The 21601-nt window shown below is 56.4% G+C and carries 1 protein-coding gene (cut by a window edge); it reads right to left on the reverse strand.

The genetic code is table 11. The features are described from left to right. Positions 1-21601, reverse strand: the 3' portion of a protein-coding gene (locus FLM53_RS00635) for an Ig-like domain-containing protein (RefSeq protein WP_176681126.1). It continues 5795 nt past the right edge of the window; 21601 of the gene's 27396 nt are visible here — the last part of the coding sequence; the start codon falls outside the window, past its right edge; the stop codon is at positions 1-3.

A 21601-nucleotide genomic window follows, 5' to 3' on the forward strand; every position in this document is an offset into this window, starting at 1 on the left:
TTAAAGTTGATCCGGTAAGTTAACGAACAACTGACTCACCAAATTGGTCAAATCACTATTAGTAACAGAACCATCTACTGCACTATTAACCGAATCGAACTGGTCGCCTACATTATCAAGAACAATCTTTTGAGTTTGACCTGTGTTATCTGTGTTTTCTGAGATGGTAATGACAAGGTCTTTATCACCACTGCCATTATCTACCTTTTCAATTGTAATATGTTCAAGAAGATCAAACATTGAACTTTCGTTTGGTAACAACTCAGAGATATCAAGATGGTCTTCCCCTAGAGCAAAATCGGTTATCGTATCGACATCATCTTGGAACGGTTGATCAACCCACTTGAATAGATCGTCACCGTCACCACCCGTTAAAATATCATCACCAAGTCCACCGATCAGCGTATCGTCACCGCCTTGGCCAAATAAAAGGTCGTCACCGTCACCACCTGATAAAACGTCATCCTTGTCATTAACATTAGATTGATTGAACTCGTCGACGTTATCCGTTATGTAAGTGTGAATATCGCGAGCAGACACAAGTGATAACTCTTCACCTGTTTGCTGAGCCACATATTTCTGAATCGCTGGTACACCTTGACCGGAAATATTATCAAACTGCATGAGGTCACCAAATATGATGTCATTACCCGCTAGGCCATCAATTCCATCAGAACCTTGTAACAGGTCGATTTCTTTTCCTAAAATAACCTCAGCAAGTTTAGTTACATCAATAGATGTCGCAACTACGCCGTCAGAATCATAATCGTCAAGGACATCTTGATCTAATGAACTACCTAACCCGATAGCTTCAACAGCAGACATTAAAGCTAACAGTTGAAACATATGTTGACCTTGTCTGTTAACTCCACCTCTATCGTAGTAGTCAAAAGAATATGCGTTGATGCTCAGTTCTCCAATTTGTTCACCGGTTAACGGAGAATAAAGCTTAGAATCACCATCAACCAAAACTTTACCCTGATAATTGATCACTCCATTTGTATATCCATCAGGGATTAAATCGTCTAAGGTAATAACAGTATTAGTAGCTTCATCGTAATCTAGCAATATGTCGTCAAAATCGCCTCTCATCAACTTACTTTCTGTATAAGAGGTTGGCTCGCCATCTGAAATAAAGTAAGAAATATTGTTCCCACTACTTTGCGTCGCAAACCAATCAACAGCTGACTCGAAACCTGCCTCATAGTTAGTTCCGCCACTTCCATTGTCTACAATACTATCGAGAGCAGAAACAAACTGAGCTCTAGGGTTTTGACTACTTAAATCCACAGAAACAGACGTATTACTACCATTAGAAAAATCGGTAATTAGGATATTCACATCACCTGAGTGTTGCCCTTGAGAGCTCGCTAAAATAGCATCAAAAACAACTAACAACTCATCCTTCGCAGTATCGACGTCGCTGCCCATGCTGCCAGAAGTATCGAGTATAAAGGCGATGTTGTAATCCTCACCTGCTACGATCTGCAACCCCTGTACGTCGCCAACGATTAAGTCATTGTCTAAAGAGCCGACTATGTTGTCATCACCATGTGAGCCAGTGTTGAGAACATAGCTTCTAAAGCTAACATCAGCCGTTTCTACGGTAACTGCTTGATCGGAGTTCCCTGACTCAGTTGAACTTGCCGTTACAGAAAGCTCAAAGTCAACTTCTCCCTCATGGGAGTACGGAATACGTAATTCAGCGTTAATCTCACCAGATGCAGGGATAGTAACAGAGTAACTACCGTCGTTATTTGGGGAAATCAATTGCCCCCCCACGTACAACCCAACTCCCTGAGGAATCCCTTGTATTGTTACGTCACTACTTAACGTCTCGCTACCATCTATATCGACAAGTTCGGTTGTAATATCTAATGGTATGGCACGATCTTTAAGAACCGTATATTCACCAGTTTCATTATCGATTTGAACAATAGCATCTGAGAATATAAGTCGTTCGATACCGTATAAGTGGTCCCCGTCTTCTGTTGTTGGTGAATTATCGCTAGATGTGTCCCTTTCTAGTGAGTCTTTCACTAGCCAATACGGCACTTGGCTGTGCTCTAAACCACGAAAATCGAGATCGTACTCGGACAACTTACCTTGGTAGATAACAGTGTCGGTTTCCGCTTCGTTATCCTGCGAGCCATTCCCACCATAAAAGGAATCATTACCACTGGTACCGACAAACGTGTCGCTGCCGTGTTGACTTAAGTTAACTGCTTGCTGATCGCCCACAAACTGCTGTGCCGCTGCATTGTCTGGCGCAATCATCAAGTCGTCACCTTGATTACCATTATTGAACGCTGGAGACTGATCAACATGGTCGAAACTAATATCTCCGATAGAGGTTTCGCCATTACTCACAAGGTTGCGAATATCGCTAGGTGACGTTCCGAAATCAGGTACCGCTTGTGTTTGTTGTAATTCTCCGACCGTAATAGTTATACGAGGAGCGTCTGCAACCGCGGTTACTGTAATATCAAGAGTATCGCTTACGCCTGTGTTTGTCGTATAAGTTACAGTTGGAACGTCGCCTGACCAATTGTCAGAAGGAACAAACAAGTAACTACCATCTTGGTCAACCGTTAACTGACCACTAGTCAACGTAATAGTTTGACCAAGCTCATAGAGCGTCCCCCCTATTTCAACCGACTGCAATGATAAAGTGTTGTCTGCGTCAGTATCATTGGATAAAACGTTGCCGGAAACATTGTTATCTTCGTCTACAGTTCTAGTATCAGCTTGAGTATGAGTAGCATTGTATTCGTAAACGACCACATCGATACTAGTCGAAGTTGTTGCTGTACTTGTTGAATCCTTCTCGCTAGCAACTGCTTCCACATCGATAGTGAAATCGACGTGACTTCCTGCAGGAGGTAAGACAGTCAAATTTGTCATATCCCAACTGCTAATATCAAATTCTTCACTCGTGTTAGTAAATGTGTGAGAGTTGACTCCATCACTTAACTCCGCCCCCGCAGGGAACCCACTTACGTTAACAGCCAAGGTCTCTGAACCATCGGTATCATTTAACGCTGCTTGCAGCTCTGTCAATGGAATCCGCGTGTCTTGTGGGCCTTCATTCGTTGTATAAACCTGATAAAACTCAACACCATTTTCATTGATCAGCTCTGATGTACGTATATCAATACTGTCTAATTGAGATACATCACTCACAATACCAAAGTTGGTGTTATTTAAATTAACAGCGCTTCCACCATCAACTGAAACATTAACATCGAAGTTACCAGGACCACTCTGATTATGATGATAAATTTCTATCGGGTAAAAACCGGAAACAGTTGGTGTAAATGCTCCTCCTTGAATGGTCCCGCGACCGTCACCCCAACGAGCGTCGTCTGTAAGCTCACCACCTACTTTGATCGCCAAACTATCATCAGCTCTACCAACAAAGTCATAAGATGTACCAGCTTCAAGATAGATAAGGCCAGTTATAAGGGTCGCTTGACCAGCGCCTTGGCTAGGATCTCTAACATCATTGGTATTACTTGAAGAACTATCATTACTATCCAAATCATCTATGACATTAATCAAGATATCAGGATCAACACCATTACCAACCCCATATTGGGAACCAACAGAGACACCATTCCACATATTCACGTTGAATTGTTGGTCCGGCAATTCAATTCCATCTATGTTAGTAATCAAATTAGGTGCATCAGCAATTGGCGTAACGTTTATAGCAATAGTCGATTCAAGACCTGTATTAATACCATCAGTTGGTTTAAAGCCTATTTGAGCATAATCTTGCTGTTGATCACCTATCCCTGGAGTTGAGTGATTATCGTACCCTGACTCATCTTCATCAGGAGTAAAACGAACTTTATCTGCATCAAACGCACCCTTATCAATGACTTGACCGACTGAAACATCATGCCACTGACCATCGTCACCAAAATACTCAAACTGACCGTTATCTGGTAAATCAGTAATCTCAATACCTAAAGATGAATCAGGTGAATCGACATCTGTGATTCCAAGCGAATCCCACTCAATGAAGGTTGGAGTATCTTCGTTGGTATTGATAATGCCATTTGAGGCAATTGGTACCTCATTCACGTTCGTTTCGTTCAGCGTCACCACGATCGTATCAACCGTGTCATCGCCCGAACCGTCCGTGCCCGTCGCCGTCACTGTGATTTGGTGGCTGTTGCTATCTAACTCGTAGTCGTTGGTGAACGCTGCCGCGCCTGCGGCCGTCAGACTCACATTACCATTCGCATCCACCGTGTAGAACGGGTTCGCTTTCGCTGCATCATCCGCCGCGTACACGTTGTCGTCCGCCGCGATGCTGTAACTGATGTTTGAGCCATCCGCGTCGGTCGCCGTGACCGTGCCCAGCGTCACGCCCGCTGCCGTGCCTTCCGCGTAGTCGAACGTATCACTCTCTTCAGTGAACTCGGTCGCGCTGTCATTCACGTTCGTTTCGTTCAGCGTCACCACGATCGTATCAACCGTGTCATCGCCCGAACCGTCCGTGCCCGTCGCCGTCACTGTGATTTGGTGGCTGTTGCTATCTAACTCGTAGTCGTTGGTGAACGCTGCCGCGCCTGCGGCCGTCAGACTCACATTACCATTCGCATCCACCGTGTAGAACGGGTTCGCTTTCGCTGCATCATCCGCCGCGTACACGTTGTCGTCCGCCGCGATGCTGTAACTGATGTTTGAGCCATCCGCGTCGGTCGCCGTGACCGTGCCCAGCGTCACGCCCGCTGCCGTGCCTTCCGCGTAGTCGAACGTATCACTCTCTTCAGTGAACTCGGTCGCGCTGTCATTCACGTTCGTTTCGTTCAGCGTCACCACGATCGTATCAACCGTGTCATCGCCCGAACCGTCCGTGCCCGTCGCCGTCACTGTGATTTGGTGGCTGTTGCTATCTAACTCGTAGTCGTTGGTGAACGCTGCCGCGCCTGCGGCCGTCAGACTCACATTACCATTCGCATCCACCGTGTAGAACGGGTTCGCTTTCGCTGCATCATCCGCCGCGTACACGTTGTCGTCCGCCGCGATGCTGTAACTGATGTTTGAGCCATCCGCGTCGGTCGCCGTGACCGTGCCCAGCGTCACGCCCGCTGCCGTGCCTTCCGCGTAGTCGAACGTATCACTCTCTTCAGTGAACTCGGTCGCGCTGTCATTCACGTTCGTTTCGTTCAGCGTCACCACGATCGTATCAACCGTGTCATCGCCCGAACCGTCCGTGCCCGTCGCCGTCACTGTGATTTGGTGGCTGTTGCTATCTAACTCGTAGTCGTTGGTGAACGCTGCCGCGCCTGCGGCCGTCAGACTCACATTACCATTCGCATCCACCGTGTAGAACGGGTTCGCTTTCGCTGCATCATCCGCCGCGTACACGTTGTCGTCCGCCGCGATGCTGTAACTGATGTTTGAGCCATCCGCGTCGGTCGCCGTGACCGTGCCCAGCGTCACGCCCGCTGCCGTGCCTTCCGCGTAGTCGAACGTATCACTCTCTTCAGTGAACTCGGTCGCGCTGTCATTCACGTTCGTTTCGTTCAGCGTCACCACGATCGTATCAACCGTGTCATCGCCCGAACCGTCCGTGCCCGTCGCCGTCACTGTGATTTGGTGGCTGTTGCTATCTAACTCGTAGTCGTTGGTGAACGCTGCCGCGCCTGCGGCCGTCAGACTCACATTACCATTCGCATCCACCGTGTAGAACGGGTTCGCTTTCGCTGCATCATCCGCCGCGTACACGTTGTCGTCCGCCGCGATGCTGTAACTGATGTTTGAGCCATCCGCGTCGGTCGCCGTGACCGTGCCCAGCGTCACGCCCGCTGCCGTGCCTTCCGCGTAGTCGAACGTATCACTCTCTTCAGTGAACTCGGTCGCGCTGTCATTCACGTTCGTTTCGTTCAGCGTCACCACGATCGTATCAACCGTGTCATCGCCCGAACCGTCCGTGCCCGTCGCCGTCACTGTGATTTGGTGGCTGTTGCTATCTAACTCGTAGTCGTTGGTGAACGCTGCCGCGCCTGCGGCCGTCAGACTCACATTACCATTCGCATCCACCGTGTAGAACGGGTTCGCTTTCGCTGCATCATCCGCCGCGTACACGTTGTCGTCCGCCGCGATGCTGTAACTGATGTTTGAGCCATCCGCGTCGGTCGCCGTGACCGTGCCCAGCGTCACGCCCGCTGCCGTGCCTTCCGCGTAGTCGAACGTATCACTCTCTTCAGTGAACTCGGTCGCGCTGTCATTCACGTTCGTTTCGTTCAGCGTCACCACGATCGTATCAACCGTGTCATCGCCCGAACCGTCCGTGCCCGTCGCCGTCACTGTGATTTGGTGGCTGTTGCTATCTAACTCGTAGTCGTTGGTGAACGCTGCCGCGCCTGCGGCCGTCAGACTCACATTACCATTCGCATCCACCGTGTAGAACGGGTTCGCTTTCGCTGCATCATCCGCCGCGTACACGTTGTCGTCCGCCGCGATGCTGTAACTGATGTTTGAGCCATCCGCGTCGGTCGCCGTGACCGTGCCCAGCGTCACGCCCGCTGCCGTGCCTTCCGCGTAGTCGAACGTATCACTCTCTTCAGTGAACTCGGTCGCGCTGTCATTCACGTTCGTTTCGTTCAGCGTCACCACGATCGTATCAACCGTGTCATCGCCCGAACCGTCCGTGCCCGTCGCCGTCACTGTGATTTGGTGGCTGTTGCTATCTAACTCGTAGTCGTTGGTGAACGCTGCCGCGCCTGCGGCCGTCAGACTCACATTACCATTCGCATCCACCGTGTAGAACGGGTTCGCTTTCGCTGCATCATCCGCCGCGTACACGTTGTCGTCCGCCGCGATGCTGTAACTGATGTTTGAGCCATCCGCGTCGGTCGCCGTGACCGTGCCCAGCGTCACGCCCGCTGCCGTGCCTTCCGCGTAGTCGAACGTATCACTCTCTTCAGTGAACTCGGTCGCGCTGTCATTCACGTTCGTTTCGTTCAGCGTCACCACGATCGTATCAACCGTGTCATCGCCCGAACCGTCCGTGCCCGTCGCCGTCACTGTGATTTGGTGGCTGTTGCTATCTAACTCGTAGTCGTTGGTGAACGCTGCCGCGCCTGCGGCCGTCAGACTCACATTACCATTCGCATCCACCGTGTAGAACGGGTTCGCTTTCGCTGCATCATCCGCCGCGTACACGTTGTCGTCCGCCGCGATGCTGTAACTGATGTTTGAGCCATCCGCGTCGGTCGCCGTGACCGTGCCCAGCGTCACGCCCGCTGCCGTGCCTTCCGCGTAGTCGAACGTATCACTCTCTTCAGTGAACTCGGTCGCGCTGTCATTCACGTTCGTTTCGTTCAGCGTCACCACGATCGTATCAACCGTGTCATCGCCCGAACCGTCCGTGCCCGTCGCCGTCACTGTGATTTGGTGGCTGTTGCTATCTAACTCGTAGTCGTTGGTGAACGCTGCCGCGCCTGCGGCCGTCAGACTCACATTACCATTCGCATCCACCGTGTAGAACGGGTTCGCTTTCGCTGCATCATCCGCCGCGTACACGTTGTCGTCCGCCGCGATGCTGTAACTGATGTTTGAGCCATCCGCGTCGGTCGCCGTGACCGTGCCCAGCGTCACGCCCGCTGCCGTGCCTTCCGCGTAGTCGAACGTATCACTCTCTTCAGTGAACTCGGTCGCGCTGTCATTCACGTTCGTTTCGTTCAGCGTCACCACGATCGTATCAACCGTGTCATCGCCCGAACCGTCCGTGCCCGTCGCCGTCACTGTGATTTGGTGGCTGTTGCTATCTAACTCGTAGTCGTTGGTGAACGCTGCCGCGCCTGCGGCCGTCAGACTCACATTACCATTCGCATCCACCGTGTAGAACGGGTTCGCTTTCGCTGCATCATCCGCCGCGTACACGTTGTCGTCCGCCGCGATGCTGTAACTGATGTTTGAGCCATCCGCGTCGGTCGCCGTGACCGTGCCCAGCGTCACGCCCGCTGCCGTGCCTTCCGCGTAGTCGAACGTATCACTCTCTTCAGTGAACTCGGTCGCGCTGTCATTCACGTTCGTTTCGTTCAGCGTCACCACGATCGTATCAACCGTGTCATCGCCCGAACCGTCCGTGCCCGTCGCCGTCACTGTGATTTGGTGGCTGTTGCTATCTAACTCGTAGTCGTTGGTGAACGCTGCCGCGCCTGCGGCCGTCAGACTCACATTACCATTCGCATCCACCGTGTAGAACGGGTTCGCTTTCGCTGCATCATCCGCCGCGTACACGTTGTCGTCCGCCGCGATGCTGTAACTGATGTTTGAGCCATCCGCGTCGGTCGCCGTGACCGTGCCCAGCGTCACGCCCGCTGCCGTGCCTTCCGCGTAGTCGAACGTATCACTCTCTTCAGTGAACTCGGTCGCGCTGTCATTCACGTTCGTTTCGTTCAGCGTCACCACGATCGTATCAACCGTGTCATCGCCCGAACCGTCCGTGCCCGTCGCCGTCACTGTGATTTGGTGGCTGTTGCTATCTAACTCGTAGTCGTTGGTGAACGCTGCCGCGCCTGCGGCCGTCAGACTCACATTACCATTCGCATCCACCGTGTAGAACGGGTTCGCTTTCGCTGCATCATCCGCCGCGTACACGTTGTCGTCCGCCGCGATGCTGTAACTGATGTTTGAGCCATCCGCGTCGGTCGCCGTGACCGTGCCCAGCGTCACGCCCGCTGCCGTGCCTTCCGCGTAGTCGAACGTATCACTCTCTTCAGTGAACTCGGTCGCGCTGTCATTCACGTTCGTTTCGTTCAGCGTCACCACGATCGTATCAACCGTGTCATCGCCCGAACCGTCCGTGCCCGTCGCCGTCACTGTGATTTGGTGGCTGTTGCTATCTAACTCGTAGTCGTTGGTGAACGCTGCCGCGCCTGCGGCCGTCAGACTCACATTACCATTCGCATCCACCGTGTAGAACGGGTTCGCTTTCGCTGCATCATCCGCCGCGTACACGTTGTCGTCCGCCGCGATGCTGTAACTGATGTTTGAGCCATCCGCGTCGGTCGCCGTGACCGTGCCCAGCGTCACGCCCGCTGCCGTGCCTTCCGCGTAGTCGAACGTATCACTCTCTTCAGTGAACTCGGTCGCGCTGTCATTCACGTTCGTTTCGTTCAGCGTCACCACGATCGTATCAACCGTGTCATCGCCCGAACCGTCCGTGCCCGTCGCCGTCACTGTGATTTGGTGGCTGTTGCTATCTAACTCGTAGTCGTTGGTGAACGCTGCCGCGCCTGCGGCCGTCAGACTCACATTACCATTCGCATCCACCGTGTAGAACGGGTTCGCTTTCGCTGCATCATCCGCCGCGTACACGTTGTCGTCCGCCGCGATGCTGTAACTGATGTTTGAGCCATCCGCGTCGGTCGCCGTGACCGTGCCCAGCGTCACGCCCGCTGCCGTGCCTTCCGCGTAGTCGAACGTATCACTCTCTTCAGTGAACTCGGTCGCGCTGTCATTCACGTTCGTTTCGTTCAGCGTCACCACGATCGTATCAACCGTGTCATCGCCCGAACCGTCCGTGCCCGTCGCCGTCACTGTGATTTGGTGGCTGTTGCTATCTAACTCGTAGTCGTTGGTGAACGCTGCCGCGCCTGCGGCCGTCAGACTCACATTACCATTCGCATCCACCGTGTAGAACGGGTTCGCTTTCGCTGCATCATCCGCCGCGTACACGTTGTCGTCCGCCGCGATGCTGTAACTGATGTTTGAGCCATCCGCGTCGGTCGCCGTGACCGTGCCCAGCGTCACGCCCGCTGCCGTGCCTTCCGCGTAGTCGAACGTATCACTCTCTTCAGTGAACTCGGTCGCGCTGTCATTCACGTTCGTTTCGTTCAGCGTCACCACGATCGTATCAACCGTGTCATCGCCCGAACCGTCCGTGCCCGTCGCCGTCACTGTGATTTGGTGGCTGTTGCTATCTAACTCGTAGTCGTTGGTGAACGCTGCCGCGCCTGCGGCCGTCAGACTCACATTACCATTCGCATCCACCGTGTAGAACGGGTTCGCTTTCGCTGCATCATCCGCCGCGTACACGTTGTCGTCCGCCGCGATGCTGTAACTGATGTTTGAGCCATCCGCGTCGGTCGCCGTGACCGTGCCCAGCGTCACGCCCGCTGCCGTGCCTTCCGCGTAGTCGAACGTATCACTCTCTTCAGTGAACTCGGTCGCGCTGTCATTCACGTTCGTTTCGTTCAGCGTCACCACGATCGTATCAACCGTGTCATCGCCCGAACCGTCCGTGCCCGTCGCCGTCACTGTGATTTGGTGGCTGTTGCTATCTAACTCGTAGTCGTTGGTGAACGCTGCCGCGCCTGCGGCCGTCAGACTCACATTACCATTCGCATCCACCGTGTAGAACGGGTTCGCTTTCGCTGCATCATCCGCCGCGTACACGTTGTCGTCCGCCGCGATGCTGTAACTGATGTTTGAGCCATCCGCGTCGGTCGCCGTGACCGTGCCCAGCGTCACGCCCGCTGCCGTGCCTTCCGCGTAGTCGAACGTATCACTCTCTTCAGTGAACTCGGTCGCGCTGTCATTCACGTTCGTTTCGTTCAGCGTCACCACGATCGTATCAACCGTGTCATCGCCCGAACCGTCCGTGCCCGTCGCCGTCACTGTGATTTGGTGGCTGTTGCTATCTAACTCGTAGTCGTTGGTGAACGCTGCCGCGCCTGCGGCCGTCAGACTCACATTACCATTCGCATCCACCGTGTAGAACGGGTTCGCTTTCGCTGCATCATCCGCCGCGTACACGTTGTCGTCCGCCGCGATGCTGTAACTGATGTTTGAGCCATCCGCGTCGGTCGCCGTGACCGTGCCCAGCGTCACGCCCGCTGCCGTGCCTTCCGCGTAGTCGAACGTATCACTCTCTTCAGTGAACTCGGTCGCGCTGTCATTCACGTTCGTTTCGTTCAGCGTCACCACGATCGTATCAACCGTGTCATCGCCCGAACCGTCCGTGCCCGTCGCCGTCACTGTGATTTGGTGGCTGTTGCTATCTAACTCGTAGTCGTTGGTGAACGCTGCCGCGCCTGCGGCCGTCAGACTCACATTACCATTCGCATCCACCGTGTAGAACGGGTTCGCTTTCGCTGCATCATCCGCCGCGTACACGTTGTCGTCCGCCGCGATGCTGTAACTGATGTTTGAGCCATCCGCGTCGGTCGCCGTGACCGTGCCCAGCGTCACGCCCGCTGCCGTGCCTTCCGCGTAGTCGAACGTATCACTCTCTTCAGTGAACTCGGTCGCGCTGTCATTCACGTTCGTTTCGTTCAGCGTCACCACGATCGTATCAACCGTGTCATCGCCCGAACCGTCCGTGCCCGTCGCCGTCACTGTGATTTGGTGGCTGTTGCTATCTAACTCGTAGTCGTTGGTGAACGCTGCCGCGCCTGCGGCCGTCAGACTCACATTACCATTCGCATCCACCGTGTAGAACGGGTTCGCTTTCGCTGCATCATCCGCCGCGTACACGTTGTCGTCCGCCGCGATGCTGTAACTGATGTTTGAGCCATCCGCGTCGGTCGCCGTGACCGTGCCCAGCGTCACGCCCGCTGCCGTGCCTTCCGCGTAGTCGAACGTATCACTCTCTTCAGTGAACTCGGTCGCGCTGTCATTCACGTTCGTTTCGTTCAGCGTCACCACGATCGTATCAACCGTGTCATCGCCCGAACCGTCCGTGCCCGTCGCCGTCACTGTGATTTGGTGGCTGTTGCTATCTAACTCGTAGTCGTTGGTGAACGCTGCCGCGCCTGCGGCCGTCAGACTCACATTACCATTCGCATCCACCGTGTAGAACGGGTTCGCTTTCGCTGCATCATCCGCCGCGTACACGTTGTCGTCCGCCGCGATGCTGTAACTGATGTTTGAGCCATCCGCGTCGGTCGCCGTGACCGTGCCCAGCGTCACGCCCGCTGCCGTGCCTTCCGCGTAGTCGAACGTATCACTCTCTTCAGTGAACTCGGTCGCGCTGTCATTCACGTTCGTTTCGTTCAGCGTCACCACGATCGTATCAACCGTGTCATCGCCCGAACCGTCCGTGCCCGTCGCCGTCACTGTGATTTGGTGGCTGTTGCTATCTAACTCGTAGTCGTTGGTGAACGCTGCCGCGCCTGCGGCCGTCAGACTCACATTACCATTCGCATCCACCGTGTAGAACGGGTTCGCTTTCGCTGCATCATCCGCCGCGTACACGTTGTCGTCCGCCGCGATGCTGTAACTGATGTTTGAGCCATCCGCGTCGGTCGCCGTGACCGTGCCCAGCGTCACGCCCGCTGCCGTGCCTTCCGCGTAGTCGAACGTATCACTCTCTTCAGTGAACTCGGTCGCGCTGTCATTCACGTTCGTTTCGTTCAGCGTCACCACGATCGTATCAACCGTGTCATCGCCCGAACCGTCCGTGCCCGTCGCCGTCACTGTGATTTGGTGGCTGTTGCTATCTAACTCGTAGTCGTTGGTGAACGCTGCCGCGCCTGCGGCCGTCAGACTCACATTACCATTCGCATCCACCGTGTAGAACGGGTTCGCTTTCGCTGCATCATCCGCCGCGTACACGTTGTCGTCCGCCGCGATGCTGTAACTGATGTTTGAGCCATCCGCGTCGGTCGCCGTGACCGTGCCCAGCGTCACGCCCGCTGCCGTGCCTTCCGCGTAGTCGAACGTATCACTCTCTTCAGTGAACTCGGTCGCGCTGTCATTCACGTTCGTTTCGTTCAGCGTCACCACGATCGTATCAACCGTGTCATCGCCCGAACCGTCCGTGCCCGTCGCCGTCACTGTGATTTGGTGGCTGTTGCTATCTAACTCGTAGTCGTTGGTGAACGCTGCCGCGCCTGCGGCCGTCAGACTCACATTACCATTCGCATCCACCGTGTAGAACGGGTTCGCTTTCGCTGCATCATCCGCCGCGTACACGTTGTCGTCCGCCGCGATGCTGTAACTGATGTTTGAGCCATCCGCGTCGGTCGCCGTGACCGTGCCCAGCGTCACGCCCGCTGCCGTGCCTTCCGCGTAGTCGAACGTATCACTCTCTTCAGTGAACTCGGTCGCGCTGTCATTCACGTTCGTTTCGTTCAGCGTCACCACGATCGTATCAACCGTGTCATCGCCCGAACCGTCCGTGCCCGTCGCCGTCACTGTGATTTGGTGGCTGTTGCTATCTAACTCGTAGTCGTTGGTGAACGCTGCCGCGCCTGCGGCCGTCAGACTCACATTACCATTCGCATCCACCGTGTAGAACGGGTTCGCTTTCGCTGCATCATCCGCCGCGTACACGTTGTCGTCCGCCGCGATGCTGTAACTGATGTTTGAGCCATCCGCGTCGGTCGCCGTGACCGTGCCCAGCGTCACGCCCGCTGCCGTGCCTTCCGCGTAGTCGAACGTATCACTCTCTTCAGTGAACTCGGTCGCGCTGTCATTCACGTTCGTTTCGTTCAGCGTCACCACGATCGTATCAACCGTGTCATCGCCCGAACCGTCCGTGCCCGTCGCCGTCACTGTGATTTGGTGGCTGTTGCTATCTAACTCGTAGTCGTTGGTGAACGCTGCCGCGCCTGCGGCCGTCAGACTCACATTACCATTCGCATCCACCGTGTAGAACGGGTTCGCTTTCGCTGCATCATCCGCCGCGTACACGTTGTCGTCCGCCGCGATGCTGTAACTGATGTTTGAGCCATCCGCGTCGGTCGCCGTGACCGTGCCCAGCGTCACGCCCGCTGCCGTGCCTTCCGCGTAGTCGAACGTATCACTCTCTTCAGTGAACTCGGTCGCGCTGTCATTCACGTTCGTTTCGTTCAGCGTCACCACGATCGTATCAACCGTGTCATCGCCCGAACCGTCCGTGCCCGTCGCCGTCACTGTGATTTGGTGGCTGTTGCTATCTAACTCGTAGTCGTTGGTGAACGCTGCCGCGCCTGCGGCCGTCAGACTCACATTACCATTCGCATCCACCGTGTAGAACGGGTTCGCTTTCGCTGCATCATCCGCCGCGTACACGTTGTCGTCCGCCGCGATGCTGTAACTGATGTTTGAGCCATCCGCGTCGGTCGCCGTGACCGTGCCCAGCGTCACGCCCGCTGCCGTGCCTTCCGCGTAGTCGAACGTATCACTCTCTTCAGTGAACTCGGTCGCGCTGTCATTCACGTTCGTTTCGTTCAGCGTCACCACGATCGTATCAACCGTGTCATCGCCCGAACCGTCCGTGCCCGTCGCCGTCACTGTGATTTGGTGGCTGTTGCTATCTAACTCGTAGTCGTTGGTGAACGCTGCCGCGCCTGCGGCCGTCAGACTCACATTACCATTCGCATCCACCGTGTAGAACGGGTTCGCTTTCGCTGCATCATCCGCCGCGTACACGTTGTCGTCCGCCGCGATGCTGTAACTGATGTTTGAGCCATCCGCGTCGGTCGCCGTGACCGTGCCCAGCGTCACGCCCGCTGCCGTGCCTTCCGCGTAGTCGAACGTATCACTCTCTTCAGTGAACTCGGTCGCGCTGTCATTCACGTTCGTTTCGTTCAGCGTCACCACGATCGTATCAACCGTGTCATCGCCCGAACCGTCCGTGCCCGTCGCCGTCACTGTGATTTGGTGGCTGTTGCTATCTAACTCGTAGTCGTTGGTGAACGCTGCCGCGCCTGCGGCCGTCAGACTCACATTACCATTCGCATCCACCGTGTAGAACGGGTTCGCTTTCGCTGCATCATCCGCCGCGTACACGTTGTCGTCCGCCGCGATGCTGTAACTGATGTTTGAGCCATCCGCGTCGGTCGCCGTGACCGTGCCCAGCGTCACGCCCGCTGCCGTGCCTTCCGCGTAGTCGAACGTATCACTCTCTTCAGTGAACTCGGTCGCGCTGTCATTCACGTTCGTTTCGTTCAGCGTCACCACGATCGTATCAACCGTGTCATCGCCCGAACCGTCCGTGCCCGTCGCCGTCACTGTGATTTGGTGGCTGTTGCTATCTAACTCGTAGTCGTTGGTGAACGCTGCCGCGCCTGCGGCCGTCAGACTCACATTACCATTCGCATCCACCGTGTAGAACGGGTTCGCTTTCGCTGCATCATCCGCCGCGTACACGTTGTCGTCCGCCGCGATGCTGTAACTGATGTTTGAGCCATCCGCGTCGGTCGCCGTGACCGTGCCCAGCGTCACGCCCGCTGCCGTGCCTTCCGCGTAGTCGAACGTATCACTCTCTTCAGTGAACTCGGTCGCGCTGTCATTCACGTTCGTTTCGTTCAGCGTCACCACGATCGTATCAACCGTGTCATCGCCCGAACCGTCCGTGCCCGTCGCCGTCACTGTGATTTGGTGGCTGTTGCTATCTAACTCGTAGTCGTTGGTGAACGCTGCCGCGCCTGCGGCCGTCAGACTCACATTACCATTCGCATCCACCGTGTAGAACGGGTTCGCTTTCGCTGCATCATCCGCCGCGTACACGTTGTCGTCCGCCGCGATGCTGTAACTGATGTTTGAGCCATCCGCGTCGGTCGCCGTGACCGTGCCCAGCGTCACGCCCGCTGCCGTGCCTTCCGCGTAGTCGAACGTATCACTCTCTTCAGTGAACTCGGTCGCGCTGTCATTCACGTTCGTTTCGTTCAGCGTCACCACGATCGTATCAACCGTGTCATCGCCCGAACCGTCCGTGCCCGTCGCCGTCACTGTGATTTGGTGGCTGTTGCTATCTAACTCGTAGTCGTTGGTGAACGCTGCCGCGCCTGCGGCCGTCAGACTCACATTACCATTCGCATCCACCGTGTAGAACGGGTTCGCTTTCGCTGCATCATCCGCCGCGTACACGTTGTCGTCCGCCGCGATGCTGTAACTGATGTTTGAGCCATCCGCGTCGGTCGCCGTGACCGTGCCCAGCGTCACGCCCGCTGCCGTGCCTTCCGCGTAGTCGAACGTATCACTCTCTTCAGTGAACTCGGTCGCGCTGTCATTCACGTTCGTTTCGTTCAGCGTCACCACGATCGTATCAACCGTGTCATCGCCCGAACCGTCCGTGCCCGTCGCCGTCACTGTGATTTGGTGGCTGTTGCTATCTAACTCGTAGTCGTTGGTGAACGCTGCCGCGCCTGCGGCCGTCAGACTCACATTACCATTCGCATCCACCGTGTAGAACGGGTTCGCTTTCGCTGCATCATCCGCCGCGTACACGTTGTCGTCCGCCGCGATGCTGTAACTGATGTTTGAGCCATCCGCGTCGGTCGCCGTGACCGTGCCCAGCGTCACGCCCGCTGCCGTGCCTTCCGCGTAGTCGAACGTATCACTCTCTTCAGTGAACTCGGTCGCGCTGTCATTCACGTTCGTTTCGTTCAGCGTCACCACGATCGTATCAACCGTGTCATCGCCCGAACCGTCCGTGCCCGTCGCCGTCACTGTGATTTGGTGGCTGTTGCTATCTAACTCGTAGTCGTTGGTGAACGCTGCCGCGCCTGCGGCCGTCAGACTCACATTACCATTCGCATCCACCGTGTAGAACGGGTTCGCTTTCGCTGCATCATCCGCCGCGTACACGTTGTCGTCCGCCGCGATGCTGTAACTGATGTTTGAGCCATCCGCGTCGGTCGCCGTGACCGTGCCCAGCGTCACGCCCGCTGCCGTGCCTTCCGCGTAGTCGAACGTATCACTCTCTTCAGTGAACTCGGTCGCGCTGTCATTCACGTTCGTTTCGTTCAGCGTCACCACGATCGTATCAACCGTGTCATCGCCCGAACCGTCCGTGCCCGTCGCCGTCACTGTGATTTGGTGGCTGTTGCTATCTAACTCGTAGTCGTTGGTGAACGCTGCCGCGCCTGCGGCCGTCAGACTCACATTACCATTCGCATCCACCGTGTAGAACGGGTTCGCTTTCGCTGCATCATCCGCCGCGTACACGTTGTCGTCCGCCGCGATGCTGTAACTGATGTTTGAGCCATCCGCGTCGGTCGCCGTGACCGTGCCCAGCGTCACGCCCGCTGCCGTGCCTTCCGCGTAGTCGAACGTATCACTCTCTTCAGTGAACTCGGTCGCGCTGTCATTCACGTTCGTTTCGTTCAGCGTCACCACGATCGTATCAACCGTGTCATCGCCCGAACCGTCCGTGCCCGTCGCCGTCACTGTGATTTGGTGGCTGTTGCTATCTAACTCGTAGTCGTTGGTGAACGCTGCCGCGCCTGCGGCCGTCAGACTCACATTACCATTCGCATCCACCGTGTAGAACGGGTTCGCTTTCGCTGCATCATCCGCCGCGTACACGTTGTCGTCCGCCGCGATGCTGTAACTGATGTTTGAGCCATCCGCGTCGGTCGCCGTGACCGTGCCCAGCGTCACGCCCGCTGCCGTGCCTTCCGCGTAGTCGAACGTATCACTCTCTTCAGTGAACTCGGTCGCGCTGTCATTCACGTTCGTTTCGTTCAGCGTCACCACGATCGTATCAACCGTGTCATCGCCCGAACCGTCCGTGCCCGTCGCCGTCACTGTGATTTGGTGGCTGTTGCTATCTAACTCGTAGTCGTTGGTGAACGCTGCCGCGCCTGCGGCCGTCAGACTCACATTACCATTCGCATCCACCGTGTAGAACGGGTTCGCTTTCGCTGCATCATCCGCCGCGTACACGTTGTCGTCCGCCGCGATGCTGTAACTGATGTTTGAGCCATCCGCGTCGGTCGCCGTGACCGTGCCCAGCGTCACGCCCGCTGCCGTGCCTTCCGCGTAGTCGAACGTATCACTCTCTTCAGTGAACTCGGTCGCGCTGTCATTCACGTTCGTTTCGTTCAGCGTCACCACGATCGTATCAACCGTGTCATCGCCCGAACCGTCCGTGCCCGTCGCCGTCACTGTGATTTGGTGGCTGTTGCTATCTAACTCGTAGTCGTTGGTGAACGCTGCCGCGCCTGCGGCCGTCAGACTCACATTACCATTCGCATCCACCGTGTAGAACGGGTTCGCTTTCGCTGCATCATCCGCCGCGTACACGTTGTCGTCCGCCGCGATGCTGTAACTGATGTTTGAGCCATCCGCGTCGGTCGCCGTGACCGTGCCCAGCGTCACGCCCGCTGCCGTGCCTTCCGCGTAGTCGAACGTATCACTCTCTTCAGTGAACTCGGTCGCGCTGTCATTCACGTTCGTTTCGTTCAGCGTCACCACGATCGTATCAACCGTGTCATCGCCCGAACCGTCCGTGCCCGTCGCCGTCACTGTGATTTGGTGGCTGTTGCTATCTAACTCGTAGTCGTTGGTGAACGCTGCCGCGCCTGCGGCCGTCAGACTCACATTACCATTCGCATCCACCGTGTAGAACGGGTTCGCTTTCGCTGCATCATCCGCCGCGTACACGTTGTCGTCCGCCGCGATGCTGTAACTGATGTTTGAGCCATCCGCGTCGGTCGCCGTGACCGTGCCCAGCGTCACGCCCGCTGCCGTGCCTTCCGCGTAGTCGAACGTATCACTCTCTTCAGTGAACTCGGTCGCGCTGTCATTCACGTTCGTTTCGTTCAGCGTCACCACGATCGTATCAACCGTGTCATCGCCCGAACCGTCCGTGCCCGTCGCCGTCACTGTGATTTGGTGGCTGTTGCTATCTAACTCGTAGTCGTTGGTGAACGCTGCCGCGCCTGCGGCCGTCAGACTCACATTACCATTCGCATCCACCGTGTAGAACGGGTTCGCTTTCGCTGCATCATCCGCCGCGTACACGTTGTCGTCCGCCGCGATGCTGTAACTGATGTTTGAGCCATCCGCGTCGGTCGCCGTGACCGTGCCCAGCGTCACGCCCGCTGCCGTGCCTTCCGCGTAGTCGAACGTATCACTCTCTTCAGTGAACTCGGTCGCGCTGTCATTCACGTTCGTTTCGTTCAGCGTCACCACGATCGTATCAACCGTGTCATCGCCCGAACCGTCCGTGCCCGTCGCCGTCACTGTGATTTGGTGGCTGTTGCTATCTAACTCGTAGTCGTTGGTGAACGCTGCCGCGCCTGCGGCCGTCAGACTCACATTACCATTCGCATCCACCGTGTAGAACGGGTTCGCTTTCGCTGCATCATCCGCCGCGTACACGTTGTCGTCCGCCGCGATGCTGTAACTGATGTTTGAGCCATCCGCGTCGGTCGCCGTGACCGTGCCCAGCGTCACGCCCGCTGCCGTGCCTTCCGCGTAGTCGAACGTATCACTCTCTTCAGTGAACTCGGTCGCGCTGTCATTCACGTTCGTTTCGTTCAGCGTCACCACGATCGTATCAACCGTGTCATCGCCCGAACCGTCCGTGCCCGTCGCCGTCACTGTGATTTGGTGGCTGTTGCTATCTAACTCGTAGTCGTTGGTGAACGCTGCCGCGCCTGCGGCCGTCAGACTCACATTACCATTCGCATCCACCGTGTAGAACGGGTTCGCTTTCGCTGCATCATCCGCCGCGTACACGTTGTCGTCCGCCGCGATGCTGTAACTGATGTTTGAGCCATCCGCGTCGGTCGCCGTGACCGTGCCCAGCGTCACGCCCGCTGCCGTGCCTTCCGCGTAGTCGAACGTATCACTCTCTTCAGTGAACTCGGTCGCGCTGTCATTCACGTTCGTTTCGTTCAGCGTCACCACGATCGTATCAACCGTGTCATCGCCCGAACCGTCCGTGCCCGTCGCCGTCACTGTGATTTGGTGGCTGTTGCTATCTAACTCGTAGTCGTTGGTGAACGCTGCCGCGCCTGCGGCCGTCAGACTCACATTACCATTCGCATCCACCGTGTAGAACGGGTTCGCTTTCGCTGCATCATCCGCCGCGTACACGTTGTCGTCCGCCGCGATGCTGTAACTGATGTTTGAGCCATCCGCGTCGGTCGCCGTGACCGTGCCCAGCGTCACGCCCGCTGCCGTGCCTTCCGCGTAGTCGAACGTATCACTCTCTTCAGTGAACTCGGTCGCGCTGTCATTCACGTTCGTTTCGTTCAGCGTCACCACGATCGTATCAACCGTGTCATCGCCCGAACCGTCCGTGCCCGTCGCCGTCACTGTGATTTGGTGGCTGTTGCTATCTAACTCGTAGTCGTTGGTGAACGCTGCCGCGCCTGCGGCCGTCAGACTCACATTACCATTCGCATCCACCGTGTAGAACGGGTTCGCTTTCGCTGCATCATCCGCCGCGTACACGTTGTCGTCCGCCGCGATGCTGTAACTGATGTTTGAGCCATCCGCGTCGGTCGCCGTGACCGTGCCCAGCGTCACGCCCGCTGCCGTGCCTTCCGCGTAGTCGAACGTATCACTCTCTTCAGTGAACTCGGTCGCGCTGTCATTCACGTTCGTTTCGTTCAGCGTCACCACGATCGTATCAACCGTGTCATCGCCCGAACCGTCCGTGCCCGTCGCCGTCACTGTGATTTGGTGGCTGTTGCTATCTAACTCGTAGTCGTTGGTGAACGCTGCCGCGCCTGCGGCCGTCAGACTCACATTACCATTCGCATCCACCGTGTAGAACGGGTTCGCTTTCGCTGCATCATCCGCCGCGTACACGTTGTCGTCCGCCGCGATGCTGTAACTGATGTTTGAGCCATCCGCGTCGGTCGCCGTGACCGTGCCCAGCGTCACGCCCGCTGCCGTGCCTTCCGCGTAGTCGAACGTATCACTCTCTTCAGTGAACTCGGTCGCGCTGTCATTCACGTTCGTTTCGTTCAGCGTCACCACGATCGTATCAACCGTGTCATCGCCCGAACCGTCCGTGCCCGTCGCCGTCACTGTGATTTGGTGGCTGTTGCTATCTAACTCGTAGTCGTTGGTGAACGCTGCCGCGCCTGCGGCCGTCAGACTCACATTACCATTCGCATCCACCGTGTAGAACGGGTTCGCTTTCGCTGCATCATCCGCCGCGTACACGTTGTCGTCCGCCGCGATGCTGTAACTGATGTTTGAGCCATCCGCGTCGGTCGCCGTGACCGTGCCCAGCGTCACGCCCGCTGCCGTGCCTTCCGCGTAGTCGAACGTATCACTCTCTTCAGTGAACTCGGTCGCGCTGTCATTCACGTTCGTTTCGTTCAGCGTCACCACGATCGTATCAACCGTGTCATCGCCCGAACCGTCCGTGCCCGTCGCCGTCACTGTGATTTGGTGGCTGTTGCTATCTAACTCGTAGTCGTTGGTGAACGCTGCCGCGCCTGCGGCCGTCAGACTCACATTACCATTCGCATCCACCGTGTAGAACGGGTTCGCTTTCGCTGCATCATCCGCCGCGTACACGTTGTCGTCCGCCGCGATGCTGTAACTGATGTTTGAGCCATCCGCGTCGGTCGCCGTGACCGTGCCCAGCGTCACGCCCGCTGCCGTGCCTTCCGCGTAGTCGAACGTATCACTCTCTTCAGTGAACTCGGTCGCGCTGTCATTCACGTTCGTTTCGTTCAGCGTCACCACGATCGTATCAACCGTGTCATCGCCCGAACCGTCCGTGCCCGTCGCCGTCACTGTGATTTGGTGGCTGTTGCTATCTAACTCGTAGTCGTTGGTGAACGCTGCCGCGCCTGCGGCCGTCAGACTCACATTACCATTCGCATCCACCGTGTAGAACGGGTTCGCTTTCGCTGCATCATCCGCCGCGTACACGTTGTCGTCCGCCGCGATG

Source organism: Vibrio sp. Scap24 (genome assembly GCF_013394185.1).
GTDB lineage: Bacteria > Pseudomonadota > Gammaproteobacteria > Enterobacterales > Vibrionaceae > Vibrio > Vibrio pomeroyi.